Source organism: Bacillus paramycoides (genome assembly GCF_038971285.1).
Lineage (GTDB): Bacteria > Bacillota > Bacilli > Bacillales > Bacillaceae_G > Bacillus_A.
The window spans coordinates 374,536-388,632 of record NZ_CP152427.1 but is presented as its reverse complement, the minus strand read 5'-3'; the positions used below and the strand labels follow the sequence as shown (position 1 = coordinate 388,632).

The 14,097-nt window shown below is 37.5% G+C and carries 14 protein-coding genes; 5 read left to right on the top strand and 9 right to left on the bottom strand.

What is annotated here, in order from left to right; translation table 11 throughout:
- Positions 1 to 2: 2 nt before the first annotated feature.
- The 3 genes from AAG068_RS02065 to mtnK are packed head-to-tail and all read right to left on the bottom strand — an operon-like array spanning position 3 to position 2,987.
- Positions 3 to 644, bottom strand: a complete 642-nt coding sequence (locus AAG068_RS02065; protein ID WP_098521215.1) for an L-fuculose-phosphate aldolase — start codon at positions 642 to 644, stop codon at positions 3 to 5.
- A 46-nt stretch (positions 645 to 690) separates the two neighbouring features.
- A complete protein-coding gene (gene mtnA, locus AAG068_RS02060) occupies positions 691 to 1,743 on the bottom strand; it encodes an S-methyl-5-thioribose-1-phosphate isomerase (RefSeq protein ID WP_342717128.1) in 1,053 nt (350 codons plus the stop codon).
- Between the two features lie 14 nt (positions 1,744 to 1,757).
- Positions 1,758 to 2,987, bottom strand: coding sequence for an S-methyl-5-thioribose kinase (mtnK, locus tag AAG068_RS02055; protein WP_342717126.1), 1,230 nt, complete (start codon positions 2,985 to 2,987; stop codon positions 1,758 to 1,760).
- Positions 2,988 to 3,577: 590 nt separating this feature from the next.
- Here mtnK and ahpC point away from each other — a divergent pair.
- A complete protein-coding gene (gene ahpC / locus AAG068_RS02050) occupies positions 3,578 to 4,141 on the top strand; it encodes an alkyl hydroperoxide reductase subunit C (protein WP_000924422.1) in 564 nt (187 codons plus the stop codon).
- 14 nt (positions 4,142 to 4,155) lie between these two features.
- Positions 4,156 to 5,682 (top strand): alkyl hydroperoxide reductase subunit F, encoded by a 1,527-nt coding sequence (ahpF, locus tag AAG068_RS02045; protein ID WP_342717107.1) that lies wholly within the window; start codon positions 4,156 to 4,158, stop codon positions 5,680 to 5,682.
- A 45-nt stretch (positions 5,683 to 5,727) separates the two neighbouring features.
- Here the strand turns inward: ahpF and AAG068_RS02040 are convergent, their stop codons facing one another.
- On the bottom strand, positions 5,728 to 6,336 hold the full coding sequence (locus tag AAG068_RS02040; RefSeq protein ID WP_342717105.1) for an SAM-dependent methyltransferase: 609 nt from the start codon (positions 6,334 to 6,336) through the stop codon (positions 5,728 to 5,730).
- Positions 6,337 to 6,509: 173 nt separating this feature from the next.
- Positions 6,510 to 7,625 (bottom strand): M20 peptidase aminoacylase family protein, encoded by a 1,116-nt coding sequence (locus tag AAG068_RS02035; protein WP_097917476.1) that lies wholly within the window; start codon positions 7,623 to 7,625, stop codon positions 6,510 to 6,512.
- Positions 7,626 to 7,902: 277 nt separating this feature from the next.
- Between AAG068_RS02035 and nhaC the strand changes: the two genes are divergently transcribed.
- Positions 7,903 to 9,324, top strand: a complete 1,422-nt coding sequence (gene nhaC, locus AAG068_RS02030; RefSeq protein WP_342717099.1) for a Na+/H+ antiporter NhaC — start codon at positions 7,903 to 7,905, stop codon at positions 9,322 to 9,324.
- On the opposite strand, the gene AAG068_RS02025 is transcribed toward nhaC, so the two are convergent.
- Positions 9,313 to 10,584, bottom strand: coding sequence for a transcriptional regulator (locus AAG068_RS02025; protein WP_342717097.1), 1,272 nt, complete (start codon positions 10,582 to 10,584; stop codon positions 9,313 to 9,315). The two genes, nhaC and AAG068_RS02025, sit on opposite strands and share 12 nt — an antisense overlap.
- 92 nt (positions 10,585 to 10,676) lie before the next feature.
- Here AAG068_RS02025 and AAG068_RS02020 point away from each other — a divergent pair, with 92 nt between their 5' ends.
- Together AAG068_RS02020 and AAG068_RS02015 are read left to right on the top strand one after the other, a co-directional pair.
- The gene (locus tag AAG068_RS02020; protein WP_342717096.1) at positions 10,677 to 11,786 is read left to right on the top strand and encodes a mandelate racemase/muconate lactonizing enzyme family protein; all 1,110 of its coding nucleotides are present in this window, start codon (positions 10,677 to 10,679) and stop codon (positions 11,784 to 11,786) included.
- Between the two features lie 15 nt (positions 11,787 to 11,801).
- Positions 11,802 to 12,497 carry a GNAT family N-acetyltransferase gene (locus tag AAG068_RS02015; protein ID WP_342717094.1) on the top strand — a complete coding sequence of 232 codons (696 nt, stop codon included), beginning with the start codon at positions 11,802 to 11,804 and terminating at the stop codon, positions 12,495 to 12,497.
- A 3-nt stretch (positions 12,498 to 12,500) separates the two neighbouring features.
- Here AAG068_RS02015 and AAG068_RS02010 read toward each other — a convergent pair whose 3' ends face one another.
- The 3 genes from AAG068_RS02010 to AAG068_RS02000 all read right to left on the bottom strand — a co-directional run bounded on the left by AAG068_RS02010 (position 12,501) and on the right by AAG068_RS02000 (position 13,982).
- Positions 12,501 to 12,680: a hypothetical protein gene (locus AAG068_RS02010; protein WP_342717092.1), complete on the bottom strand. Its 180-nt coding sequence runs from the start codon at positions 12,678 to 12,680 to the stop codon at positions 12,501 to 12,503.
- Positions 12,662 to 13,369 carry a M48 family metallopeptidase gene (locus AAG068_RS02005; RefSeq protein WP_342717089.1) on the bottom strand — a complete coding sequence of 236 codons (708 nt, stop codon included), beginning with the start codon at positions 13,367 to 13,369 and terminating at the stop codon, positions 12,662 to 12,664. The genes AAG068_RS02010 and AAG068_RS02005 overlap by 19 nt, the downstream gene beginning before the upstream one ends.
- Before the next feature lie 94 nt (positions 13,370 to 13,463).
- The gene (locus AAG068_RS02000) at positions 13,464 to 13,982 is read right to left on the bottom strand and encodes a DUF1456 family protein (RefSeq protein ID WP_342717087.1); all 519 of its coding nucleotides are present in this window, start codon (positions 13,980 to 13,982) and stop codon (positions 13,464 to 13,466) included.
- Positions 13,983 to 14,097 lie beyond the last annotated feature (115 nt).

The following is a 14,097-nucleotide window of genomic DNA, read 5'->3' as shown; positions in this document are numbered from 1 at the left end:
TTCTACTGCTGCCCATATCCTTCAAACTTCTTCGCCAAATTCTCCATCTCATCTTCTGGCAATAACTTCGGTTCTCCAACGCTTTTCGTTTGATAATAAATTTGCGCACAAAACTCAATTTCTTCCGCAACAGTAAATGCCATTTTGATATTATTTGCACCTGCAATTAAACCGTGGTTCGCAAGTAATACTGCCCGGCGATCAATCATGCCTTCAAAAGCAGCCTCTGCTAATTGCTTCGTACCAAATGTTTCATACGGTGCACAGCGTACATTCGGGCCCGCGAAAGCAATTAAATACGATACAGCAGGAAGTTCCCATCCTAATGATGCAATCGTCTTCGCATACGGAGAATGTGTATGCACAAGCGCATTTATATCTTCACGATTTCTATAATAAATCAGATGCATATCTAGCTCACTTGATGGTTTTCTCTCTCCCTCTACCACTTCACCATCTAAGTTTAATATAACAACATCTTCCGGCTTCGTTTCATAATAATCTAAACCACTTGGACTCATTGCAACAAGACCTTGCTCACGATTGAAAATACTAATATTACCGCCTGTCCCCTTTGTTAAACCGCTAGAAATCATTTTCTTTCCATACGCTACAATTTCTTCTCTTTCTTTTTGTAATAACATATACATCCCCCTAAGTATGAATCTTATGATGACTGACTTTTTCATTCTATCTACTTATTTGAAATAGCTTTTTTAAGTTCTCCGTAAACGGTGCTTTTACAATCCCTTTTTCCGTAATAATTGCTGTTACATTTTCATGTGGTGTTACATCAAATGCTGGATTATATACTTTACTTTCTTTCGGAGCAGAATATTGTCCGAAACGATTAATTACTTCAGAAGCATCTCTTTCCTCAATCGGAATTTCTTTTCCTGTCGGTGTTTTTAAATCAATTGTCGGTGTTGGTGCCGCTACATAAAACGGAATGTTGTAGTATTTCGCTAAAATAGATACGCCTAATGTCCCAATTTTATTTGCTACATCACCGTTTGCTGCCACACGATCGCACCCAACGATTACCGCATCAATCTTCCCTTGTGACATGACCATAGCTGCCATGTTATCCGTAATGACAGTAACATCAATTCCCGCTTGCTGTAGTTCTAATGCTGTTAACGTTGAACCTTGTAACCTAGGACGAGTTTCATCTGAATAGATTTTTAAGTCCCATCCTTTTTCTTTCGCTAAGTACATTGGAGCTGTCGCAGTACCATACTTAGTCGTCGCTAACGCACCAGCATTACAATGTGTTAAGACTCCCATTCCATCATGGAATAATGTTAATGCCTGTTCTCCAATTTGACGGTTAATTTCTTCATCTTCTCTATGAATCTCTTTTGCCTCTTCTAGTAATCTATCTTTCAACTGAGCAATTGATAAATGTGAGTTCTCTGCCGCGACTGCCTCCATTCTTTCGAGTGCCCAAAATAAATTTACCGCTGTTGGCCTTGATGTTGCCAAATATGCACATACCTTTTTGACTTCCTCTATAAAGTCTCCCATAGTACTTTGAGTAACTTCCTTTGTTCCTAAATACACACCATACGCTGCCGAAACACCAATCGCTGGCGCTCCTCTTACTTTCATTACTTGAATGGCATCCCACACGCTTTCAACCGTCTTGAAAGATTCATAGACAATCTCATTCGGTAATAATGTTTGATCTAATAAAACTAAAGCATCATCTTTCCACTGAATGGGTATTAATCGCTCTTCCATCATCTCTTCTCCCCTTACTTCGCGTAGTACATTGACTGTTCTTTTAACGTTTCTACAAAGCTTGTGCCTGTTTTATATTGATTAGCCCGTAAAATAAATTTCTTCGCTACTTGAAGACAAATACGTTCTGCTCTAGCACGAGCTTCCTCATTCTCAATACAAGTAATATCCTTTACTTTCGCTAGCCCAACAATACGGCGAATTAACTCAAGACCCGTCACTGCAGCTGTATCCTCTAATACAGATTGTAAATATACTTCGTTAAAGCCTTCTTCCTTCGCCATAATCTCGGTCACATGAATATCCCAAGCCTCTAAAAACTTCTTCTTAAACAAATCAATTACCTCTACCATTGTCGATTGTAGCCAACTCATATACGTATCCTTCTCAGCGCCAGGCATCATGGTTGCATCTGCGTTCACCCAAGCAAACATTAAATTCGCCATTACATTTCCAACGTCATATCCCATCGGTCCATAAAAGGCAAACTCAGGATCAATAACCTTTGTGGAATCACTTTTCACAAAAACAGAACCAGTATGCAAATCACCATGAATAAGCGCCTGCGCATTCGTCATAAAAGAAAACTTAAGTTTTGCGGCTTCCATACGAAGCTCTTTATCACTATAAATATGCTCTCTAATCCATCCTTCATTTAACGGAAACAACTCATTACGCTTATTATGATTTGTAAATGGCTCAGCGTATACGAGGTCTTCTGTAATCTCACATAATTCAGGATTTATATAATTCTTCACAAGTTCCTTCTTCTCTTTATGATTCATTACAACATCCGATGTTAATAAAAGTGTATTTACCAAAAAGGTCGTTAAATCATCCGCAAGCTTCGGAAACATTTGATGTTTTATAAGTGCTGTACGTAATATTGTGTGGTCCGATAAATCTTCCATTATGCAACAATTCATCACACTATCAAACAAATACACCTTTGGAACGAGCCCAGGGGCTAACTCCTCCTCTAACTGCAAAACATCTGATTCTATACGGATACGATTCGTCGACAACTTAAACTCATCTGAAATCCTTGCTGTATCCCCAGCTTGCTTTACAATGACAGAAATATTCTTCTGTTCATCCCAAACGCGGAATACATAATTTAAATTACCATCGCCTATTTCTTTACACTGTAACCCCTTTGCATCCTCAAACTTAGATAATTTCTCTTTCACATATACAATCACATCATTAGCTTCCATTAAAAAATACTTTGTGAACTTAGACATGGTTTCCCCTCCACACTAATTGTAAGCGTTTTCTAAAAGCTATAAAAAAATAATAGGTTATAAATTTTTTCATCCTATAATATATGTTCTTCTTTTTAAAATGTATATCTAGGTTTTATTATATCTTGTTAGCCCCTCGAGTCAATGCTTCTATATCACCTCAAATATACTTCCTAATTATATTTGAGATGACAAAAATTGTTCAAAAAAATTTTAATTCATTTTATTTTATTTATCACACAATTCTTTGTAAAATAGAAATAAGCAATCCCTTTTCAAATCCACAACTTCTAAGAATTATTCCCTTCCTATCAATTTATACTTACAACGTGTCTCTAACATACGCACTACCCTTTTACATACTCATTGAAAATCTATTACATGAAAACTACCTTTTCATTCTCTAATAACCTTAATTGAGAATAAATATTAATTAAATTGATATAAAGTTGGTTTATTCTCTTGACAAAATAACCAATTCTATATGATAATTAATATCGAATTAGAATTATTATAGTTAATTAAAAAATATATTTTATGAGCACACTATTTTTTGATGCTCAAAACCAACATTTAGGAGGAATTTTAATATGTTATTAATCGGCACAGAAGTAAAACCGTTTAAAGCTAATGCTTACCATAATGGAGAATTTATCCAAGTTACTGACGAAAGTTTAAAAGGAAAATGGAGTGTAGTTTGTTTCTACCCAGCTGACTTCACATTCGTTTGCCCAACTGAACTTGAAGACTTACAAAACCAATACGCAACTCTTAAAGAGTTAGGCGTTGAAGTATACTCTGTATCTACAGACACTCACTTCACTCACAAAGCATGGCATGATAGCTCAGAAACTATCGGCAAAATCGAATACATTATGATTGGTGACCCAACTCGCACAATCACTACAAACTTCAACGTTTTAATGGAAGAAGAAGGTCTTGCTGCTCGTGGTACATTCATCATCGATCCAGACGGCGTTATCCAATCTATGGAAATCAATGCTGACGGTATCGGCCGTGACGCAAGCATTCTTGTTAACAAAATTAAAGCAGCTCAATACGTACGTAACAACCCAGGTGAAGTTTGCCCAGCTAAATGGCAAGAGGGTTCTGCAACACTTAAACCAAGCCTTGACCTTGTAGGCAAAATCTAAGGAGTTCGATCAAAATGATACTAGATGCAGATATAAAAACACAACTATCCCAATATCTTCAGTTAATGGAGAACGATATTTTACTTAAAGTAAGCGCAGGAGACGACAACGTATCTAAAGATATGTTAGCTCTAGTAGACGAATTAGCTACTATGTCATCTAAGATTACAGTAGAAAAAGTTGAATTAGAGAGAACACCTAGCTTTAGCGTAAATCGCCCTGGTGAAGACACTGGTGTTGTATTCGCTGGTATTCCATTAGGACACGAATTTACATCATTAGTACTAGCTTTACTACAAGTAAGTGGACGCGCTCCAAAAGTTGAACAAAAATTAATCGATCAAATTAAAAACATTCAAGGCGAATATCATTTTGAATCTTATATCAGCCTAAGTTGTCATAACTGTCCTGATGTTGTACAAGCTCTTAACGTAATGAGCGTTCTAAACTCTGGTATTACACATACTATGATTGATGGCGCTGCATTCAAAGAGGAAGTAGAAAGCAAAGACATCATGGCAGTACCAACAGTTTTCCTAAACGGCGAATCTTTCGGAAGCGGTCGTATGACACTTGAAGAAATTTTAGCTAAAATGGGTAACGGTCCAGATGCATCAGAGCTTTCTGATAAAGATCCATACGATGTTCTTGTTGTTGGTGGCGGCCCTGCTGGTGCAAGTGCAGCAATTTATGCAGCACGTAAAGGCATCCGCACTGGTATCGTTGCTGAGCGCTTCGGTGGTCAAGTAATGGATACTATGGGTATTGAGAACTTCATCAGCGTAAAACGCACTGAAGGTCCTAAGCTAGTAGCAAGCCTTGAAGAGCATGTTAAAGAATACGACATCGATGTAATGAATCTACAACGTGCGAAACGTTTAGAGAAAAAAGAACTTATTGAAGTGGAACTTGAAAACGGCGCTATTCTAAAAAGTAAGAGCGTAATCGTTTCTACAGGTGCTCGTTGGCGTAACGTTGGCGTACCAGGTGAAGCTGAGTTCAAAAATAAAGGTGTAGCATACTGCCCACACTGTGACGGTCCATTATTCACTGGAAAAGACGTAGCAGTTATCGGTGGAGGTAACTCGGGTATTGAAGCAGCTATCGACTTAGCAGGTATTGTTAAGCACGTAACTGTTCTTGAATTCATGCCAGAACTAAAAGCTGATGCTGTATTACAAGAACGTCTTAACAGCTTACCAAACGTAACTGTTCTGAAAAACGTTCAAACGAAAGAAATCACTGGTACTGATAAAGTAAACGGTATTTCTTACATCGATCGTGAAACTGAAGAAGTTCATCACGTTGAATTACAAGGTGTATTCGTACAAATCGGTCTTGTTCCAAACACAGACTGGTTAGGCGAAACAGTTGAACGCGTTCGCGGTGAAATCGTAACAGACAAGCACGGCGCTACAAACGTACCAGGAGTGTTTGCTGCAGGTGACTGTACAAATAATCCGTACAAACAAATCATCATCTCTATGGGTTCAGGTGCAAACGCAGCTTTAGGTGCATTTGATTACTTAATCCGTAACTAATATAGACGTGAGTAAAAAAAGCAGGTGCCTTGGCACCTGCTTTTTTTATACCCTTAATGTATAAACTAAAAACCTCTCATTCACATTCTTCTCATAAGCATCTGGCAATCTAACTTCTTTCTTCAACTCAAACGCAGTCTGATTTTCTAAGAAGAAAATATAGTCCTCAGAAGGATAATATAAAATAATATCCACTTCTCTCTCTATTTCCTCTACCGAAAGCAAAATGTTATTGACTACGTTCATAAACACTTGTACAGAAAATGGATTGAAGAAATAAAAACGGTTATCACGTGAATCAATCTCATATTCTTGTGCTAAACAGCATTCAAATCGAATTTTGTCTTTACTGTTTCTTACCTTTCGTACATAACGATCAAGATTATCCAACGCGTCTTTATAAAACTCTTCATTCATTTCAATTCCAAGCGCTGAAGCGCCGCACTTATGGTGCATGTAAAAGTTTAATCGTCCTTTTCCACATCCAAAGTCTACAATCTGGTCGCTACTTCTTATTTCATATTGATTCAATAGCTCATCTAATCCGCTATATGGCGTTGGTTCATAACGGTGATAATGCATAGACTTGTTAAAGCCCTTTTGCTCACCGACAGTTTTTATATGTAATACAGCATCGCAATATTGTTCGTTCATTCGTCTTCTCCTATTAGAAAATGGTACTTATTATTATACACCATGTACCGGAGAGGGATTTTTTATTGAATTAATTGGTATGTGAAATTATATCAACGATTTTTTCAATATATCAACGTTTCGACAAGGAATATCGACTTACCTACAGATTCCTACAAAAAAACAGGAGCTCTCTAGCCCCTGTCCTCTAATACTTTCAATACAGTTTGTTTCAATATTTCTACTCCATCCATAATACAACTATGATCGAACTTCATATACGGATGGTGTAATCCAGGTTGTAAGTTTGCCCCGAGTCCAAGCATGACAGCTTTTAAATGTGGTCTCTTCACTGTGTAGTAATGGAAATCATCGCTTCCTGTCGTATACAGCGGTCCGGTGCATCCCTCTTCCCCGTATACTTCAAGAATGCCTTTTCGCATAAAGCGCTCAGCTTCTTCTGACACTTCAGCTCCTGGTGCAAGGTCAATCCATTTGTATGAAGTTTCCGATCCCATCGATGCGGCCGATTCTATTACATGTTCTATTTTTTTCTTCAATTCTTCTAATAATGTATTACTCTCCGCTCTGACATCTAAGCTAAAATGGCCATTTCCCGGAATAATATTTAAATTATCTCCACCAGCTTGGCATCTCGTCATCTTCACTGAATAGGAACTTTGCGGTGGTAGCCATATATTTTTCAAACCAATGTTGATCATAGAAATGACATCAATTGCATTTATCCCTTGATGTGGGCGTGCTCCATGTGCATCATCTCCATGAATTGTTCCTTCTAAAAATCCTGCTGCTCCGTGACGAATAGATGGGGCAGCTTGTTTCAAAGGCAGTTCTTCAATCGGTCTTAAATGAACACCAAATAAGAAGTCAGCATCATCCACAGCACCCTTCTCTACCATCTTTAAAGAGCCATTTCCTTTCTCTTCTGCCGGCTGAAAAATAAATCTAACCGTTCCACTATCCCATCTCATATTTTTCAATTGTAAAATAAGCCCCATCACAATTGTCATATGTGCATCATGACCACATGAATGGTTCGCTTTAAATTCTCCATCTACTTCTTGCCATAATGCATCCATATCGGCACGAATCGCAATAACTGGGTTTCCGCTTCCGATTTCCGCAATTACACCTGGACAATCATCAAATATTTTATATGAAATTCCTTCTTCTTTTAAAAAGTTAGTAATATACGCTGTCGTTTCATACTCTTTCCAACTCACTTCAGGGTTTTCATGTAAATGCTGAAAAATTTCAGTTAAACGCTCTTGTAATTCTAATGTTTTCAAAGCTACATTCTCCTTCCCAAATTCCAAAACCATTCAGGTTAATTATACTTATGAAAAACAGATGTTTTTATGAACATATTGAATTTTAAGAAAAAAGTCAATTGTTTATTTTTAAATACAATCGACAACTTATTCCTACTCACTTTATAACGATAGAACATTCCTTATTTTCTGTTTTTTATTGACGCTTACATTAATTTTTAGTTATTATAACTTAATAACGTCTATTTTGCGACAATTCTAAAAAATACAAACATATATAATGAGGAGGAAGTTTATGAAAAAAGAAATACCTTTTGGCGTAGCAATGATCCCTATTATCATTACAGTTGCAGTTATGATGGTTACAATTGTTGTATTAAAGCAAAGCCCTCACGTTCCACTTATTATCGGTACAACCGTTGCTTCTATCGTCGCTTGGCGTTACGGCTACAAATGGCACGATATTGAAGAAGCAATGTATAAAGGAATTCGCCTCGCATTACCCGCTATCGTTATCATTATTCTTGTAGGTTTAACGATCGGTGCTTGGATTGGCGGCGGAATCGTCGCAACAATGATTTATTACGGGTTAAAACTTTTAACTCCATCACTATTTTTAGTTTCAATTACCGTGATTTGTTCTATCGTTGCGTTAGCGATCGGTAGCTCCTGGTCTACAATGGGAACAATCGGCGTTGCTGGAATGGGTATTGGTCTTAGTATGGGAATCCCAGCTCCAATGGTTGCCGGCGCTATCATTTCCGGTTCTTATTTCGGCGATAAAATGTCACCGCTTTCAGACACGACAAATTTAGCCGCAGGATTAACAAATACAGATTTATTCGCGCATATTCGTCATATGTTATTTACTACAATCCCAGGTTTAATTATTACTCTTATCGTCTATGCAGTCTTAGGAAGAAGTTTCGGCGAGAACAATATTGATGCAAAAAGCATCGATCAAACGTTACAAGTGTTGCAACAAAACTTTGTTATCTCACCTTTCCTATTAATCATACCCGTAGTCGTTATGGTATTGGTCGCTAAAAAGGTGCCAGCTATACCAGCTATTCTCGTAGGTATTATTTTAGGGTTTTTATCACAAGTCTTTATTCAAGGTGGTTCTGTCTCCGCCTCTGTCGGTGCACTCCAAGCTGGATTTGTCATAGACACTGGAAACAAGCTAGTAGACGAACTATTTAACCGCGGTGGTTTAGATTCGATGATGAATACTGTTTCTATGACAATTGTCGCTATGACTTTTGGCGGAGTACTAGAACATACTGGTATTCTTCGCTCAATTGTAAATCAAATTTTAAAATTAGCGACATCAGCAAAAGGGCTTATCGCTTCTACTATCGCATCTTGCTTTGCAACCAATCTTACTTGCTCTGAACAATATATTTCGATTGTTGTTCCTTCAAGAATGTACGCAAATGCATACACAGAAAAGGGACTACATTCTAAAAATTTATCCAGAGCATTAGAAGATGGCGGAACATTAACTTCTGTTTTCGTGCCTTGGAATACATGTGGTGTATTTATACTCGCAACACTTGGAGTTGGCGCATTCGAATATGCTCCTTATGCTATATTGAATTTCATCGTACCTATTATCTCGATCATTTACGGTATAACTGGTCTCACAATTACAAAACTATCTGACATTGAAAAAGCAGAACTACTAAAAAAACAAAAAGCTCAATTAGAAGCTTAAAGATAACGGTAAATTCAGTTCATATATTGCGCGAGGGCGTCCTTGTTGATAAGGCATTTCCTCGCCGCAAATATGAGCATATCCATAATCAACAAGTTTCTTTAATAATCTTTCCGTTGATCGGCGAGTCACTTGTAAGTATTCAGAAAGATCTGCTGCGGTAAACTTCAATGACGAATGTGATTGACTAAATTGAATAATTTTTGATAAGTTTGCTGGACTAAGTTTCGTTTCTTTCGCTATTTTCATTAGTTCCGGGTTTTCATTCTTCAAACTTTGTACTCTCTGTTCTTTCGGGAACGGACCAAATAGTTCTTTATCACTTGTTAGTATATAAAAACAGTGGTCTATTGGATTGTTCTTCGCAAAATCTTGAGCGATTTTAGCATTTTGCTCTGCTTCTTTTACAGTTTTTCCGTAGCCAAATCCAATAGCTATCGTTCCTTCTATACTCGCAAATAAATTATTTATCATATTCGTTTTTATAATCGATTCAATATCACCACGAGTCGTATACAAAATGAATGTCATTTCATCAACTTTTTTAAATGAACCATGTAGTGCTTTGGAAATGGCATCTAATTGCTCAAGCAAACCTTCTCGTAATTCTAAAGAAGAAATCATACAAGCACCAACAGTAGCTGAATGGCTTTTTGCTAACTCAGCTTTTATTTTCGCATCTTTTAACCCATGTATAATAGATTGCTTCGGATCTATCATACGCTCTGAAGGAATACCTATTTTTTGAAGTTCATCATAGACAGCGTGAATACTAGTTAAAGCTAAATGTGCTTCTCCAGATTGATATTTAGCTACATGAAAATCAATAACTCTATTTATTTCATCTTTGCTCCACAGCATATTTTTATAATCAAACACTTGTGGCTTTTCTTTTATGCCGATATCATGGAACACATTTGTAATGAAGGAACGGTCTACTAAATCAATTGAGATTTGATGTGGTTGAATACCTTGGTGATACATGACAGAAAGAATGGAAGATGCGATGGTTGTCTCGTCTTGCTGCAAGTACGTACTTGGAATTCGTAATTGTTCTCTTATTTCTTTTGCCATATAATAAGGTAAAGCACCTGAGAAAAAGATGAAATCACAAGGCTTTAAACGCTTCAATAGTTCAGAAGATTCTGCCGGATGAAGGTAAATATATGGATCAACCTCTATTTCTTCTAGTTTATGAGCAACAGGTAAAAGTGTCTCCATAAACTCTTTTGAACCGACAACTGCAATTTTTATCATCATTTCTCTAACTCCTTATCATTAATTAACGACTATTTAACGTCAACTATATCAAATGTACAAAACTATTGTAAACAGGAAGGGGTCTCTACCTAATGAAAATTACAGCTATTCATCTTTATGCAATTCGTTTACCGCTTCGCGATCCGTTTGTTATTAGTTATGGTTCTTATTCTGATATGCCTTCTATTATCGTCAAAATGGAAACAGATGAGGGCATTATCGGTTACGGTGAAGGCGTTGCTGATGATCACGTTACAGGCGAATCATGGGCAAGTACTTTCCATACTTTAAAACATACACTTGCTCCTGCGCTCATCGGACAAAACCCAATGAATATCGAGAAAATACACGATATGATGGACAATACAATTTACGGTGTGCCTACTGCGAAGGCTACGATTGATATTGCTTGTTTTGATATAATGGGCAAAAAACTAAATCAACCTATATATCAATTAATTGGCGGACGCTACCATGAAGAGTTTCCTGTCACTCACGTCTTAAGTATCGCCGAACCTGAAGAAATGGCTAAAGAGGCTGCCTCTATGATTCAAAAAGGTTACCAATCATTCAAGATGAAAGTCGGTACAAATGTAAAAGAGGATGTAAAAAGAATTGAAGCTGTACGTGAACGTGTAGGAAATGATATCGCAATCCGTGTTGATGTAAACCAAGGTTGGAAGAATAGCGCAAACACATTAACAGCACTTCGTTCATTAGGTCATGTAAACATCGACTGGATTGAACAGCCTGTTGTCGCTGACGATATTGACGCAATGGCCCACATTCGTTCTAAAACAGACCTTCCGCTTATGATTGATGAAGGATTAAAGGGCTCTCGTGAAATGCGCCAAATTATTAAATTAGACGCTGCGGATAAAGTAAATATAAAACTAATGAAATGCGGCGGCATATATCCAGCTGTAAAACTTGCTCACCAAGCAGAAATGGCCGGCATTGAATGCCAAGTTGGATCCATGGTCGAATCATCTATTGCCTCTTCCGCAGGATTCCATGTCGCTTTCTCGAAAAAAATTATTACAAGCGTCGAGCTAACAGGTCCATTAAAATTCACGAAAGACATCGGCAACTTACACTATGACGTACCATTTATTCGCTTAAACGAAAAGCCAGGACTCGGCATTGAAATAAATGAAGATACATTACAAGAACTAACCGTATTTCAAGACGTTGTATGCTAAAGGAGGACTCACAACATGACAGTGCTATATAAAGGAGCATTAAAACAAAATAACGATCCATTTCACGTTACATTACTATCACTTGAGCATATCGAACAAATCTTATCACTACAAAACGTCGTAGTTGAAGCGCTAGAAGATAAAAGTCGCTTACAACCACTCTCATTAGAAGAGTTTCAATACATTCTAGAAGGAAACGGCATGATGATCGGTGCTTTTATCGAAAACGAACTTATCGCATTTCGTGCCCTACTCGTTCCTCCTATCGACGAAGAACATTTAGGACTTGATATTGGCATACTAGAAAGCGAACTACATCGCGTCATCTATCAAGAAATCTCAAACGTTCACCCGAACTGCCGAGGAAATGGGATGCAAAAAATATTAGCGACAGTCATCATGGATGAATTACAAAAAGAAGATAGCCAGTACGACTATGTTTGCTGCACCGTTGCCCCTTTTAACATTCCGAGTTTGAAGGATAAGTTTGCGCAAGGGATGGAGATTGCTGCACTGAAGGAGAAGTATGGCGGTAGTATGCGGTATGTTTTTGTGAAGGAATTGCGTGAGGACAAGGAAAGAGATTGGACGGAGATTAAGAGCGTTCCGATGAGTGATGCTGGCGAGCAGCAGGCGTTGCTTTCGGAAGGGTATCGTGGGTATGAGATGGAGAAAGTGGATGGAGATTTTGTTGTGAAGTTTGGGCGATAATTGCTAAGACATAAAAAAGGAGATGTCTGCTGTGACATCTCCTTTTGCTTTTTCTTCCTTGAACATATCGACCACAACTCCAAATATATCAGCGATTTTCAAAATATATCGGCGATTTTTGAAATATATCGACTTACCGACAAAGATTGACAATAAGCGCACCACTAAACCGTCATCTTCCAACTCGATAACGCTAACCAATTCTCCATTTCCTTATAATCAGGCATTATCTTCCCGACAAGGCGCCAAAAAGAGCGATCATGATTCAAATGAACCATATGGCACATTTCATGAACAACTACATAATCAATTACTCGCTGTGGTGCCATCGCTAACTTCCAATTGAATGTTAGCTGTAAATTTGAATCACACGTTCCCCATGTGCGGCTACTATCTGTAATACGAATAGAACGCGGCTTTGTTTTGAAGTTACTTTGATGCGCTTTTATACTCTTCTCTACTAATGACTTACACTGCTTATAGTAAAATCGTTTTAAAGCTTGTTGTATCTTTTCATCCTTAAGCTCTTTCACATAAATGTGTAGCTTATCTCCTTTAAATACTGCATTGTCTTGCGTAATACTTACATCTTGAGAAATCTGTATTGGATACGTACTTCCTAAATACAAAAAGCCTTCTCCTTGATCATAATCCTTTTCCTGTGGTCCACGCGCTCGCTCCGCCATTTCCTTACGTGTTTTCTGAATCCAATCCCATTTCTCTTCGAGCAACTGGACTAAGTATTCAACAGGCGTTCCCTTTGGAGCCTGCACTTCCACATTTCCGTACGAATCTACAAAAAGACGCACTGACTTTTTCTTTTTATAAGTTATATGAAAATTAATTGTCTCACCTAAATATGTATGTACCATTTCATCACCTAACGTATTATTTTACAAATAAAAAAGAGTAGGATACGAACATCCTACTCTATCTATTATATCATGTACCACTTTAATGGAATCATTACCCTCTATACTTTACAGCTAATCCCTTAATGAAGTTCCTTGCGTATCTATCGCCGCACTCTTTGTAATTTTTATGGCCTTTCTTTCTTAATAGGGCGCCTAGTTCTCCCTTTGTCACTGTAACGCCTACGCCATCTAATATATCAAGTACATCCTCACTCGTTAATGAAAGTGCAATTTTCATTTTCTTTAGAAGAAGGTTATTCGCACTCTCTTTGCTTTCTACAGGTGCTGGTTGTCCTGGTTTCGGATCTTGTTTCCCTCTTTTTAAAGTAATAAATCCATTGAAAAACGCCTCTAACATCATCATATCGCATGTTTTTACATACTCATCTTCTTCCACATCAGGGTTTTCAGGTTCGTGCTGAGGCGCTCTCTTTATTTTTGTAAGCATATCAACTACGTCTTCCTTCGTTACTTCCATACCGCCAAGTTTAAAGATTTCTACCATATCTATATCTTTTATATCTAAAGCGTATCTTACTCTTTTTAATATATCATTGTTGCTCATTGCCATTGTTTTTCCTCCTGAAATGTTGATTATCTTAATGCTTTTAGCATGTGTAAATGAATGTCGTCAAATTACTACTTTAACATTTTAGGAGGTGGTTTTGTAGTCTTAGGTGGATTAA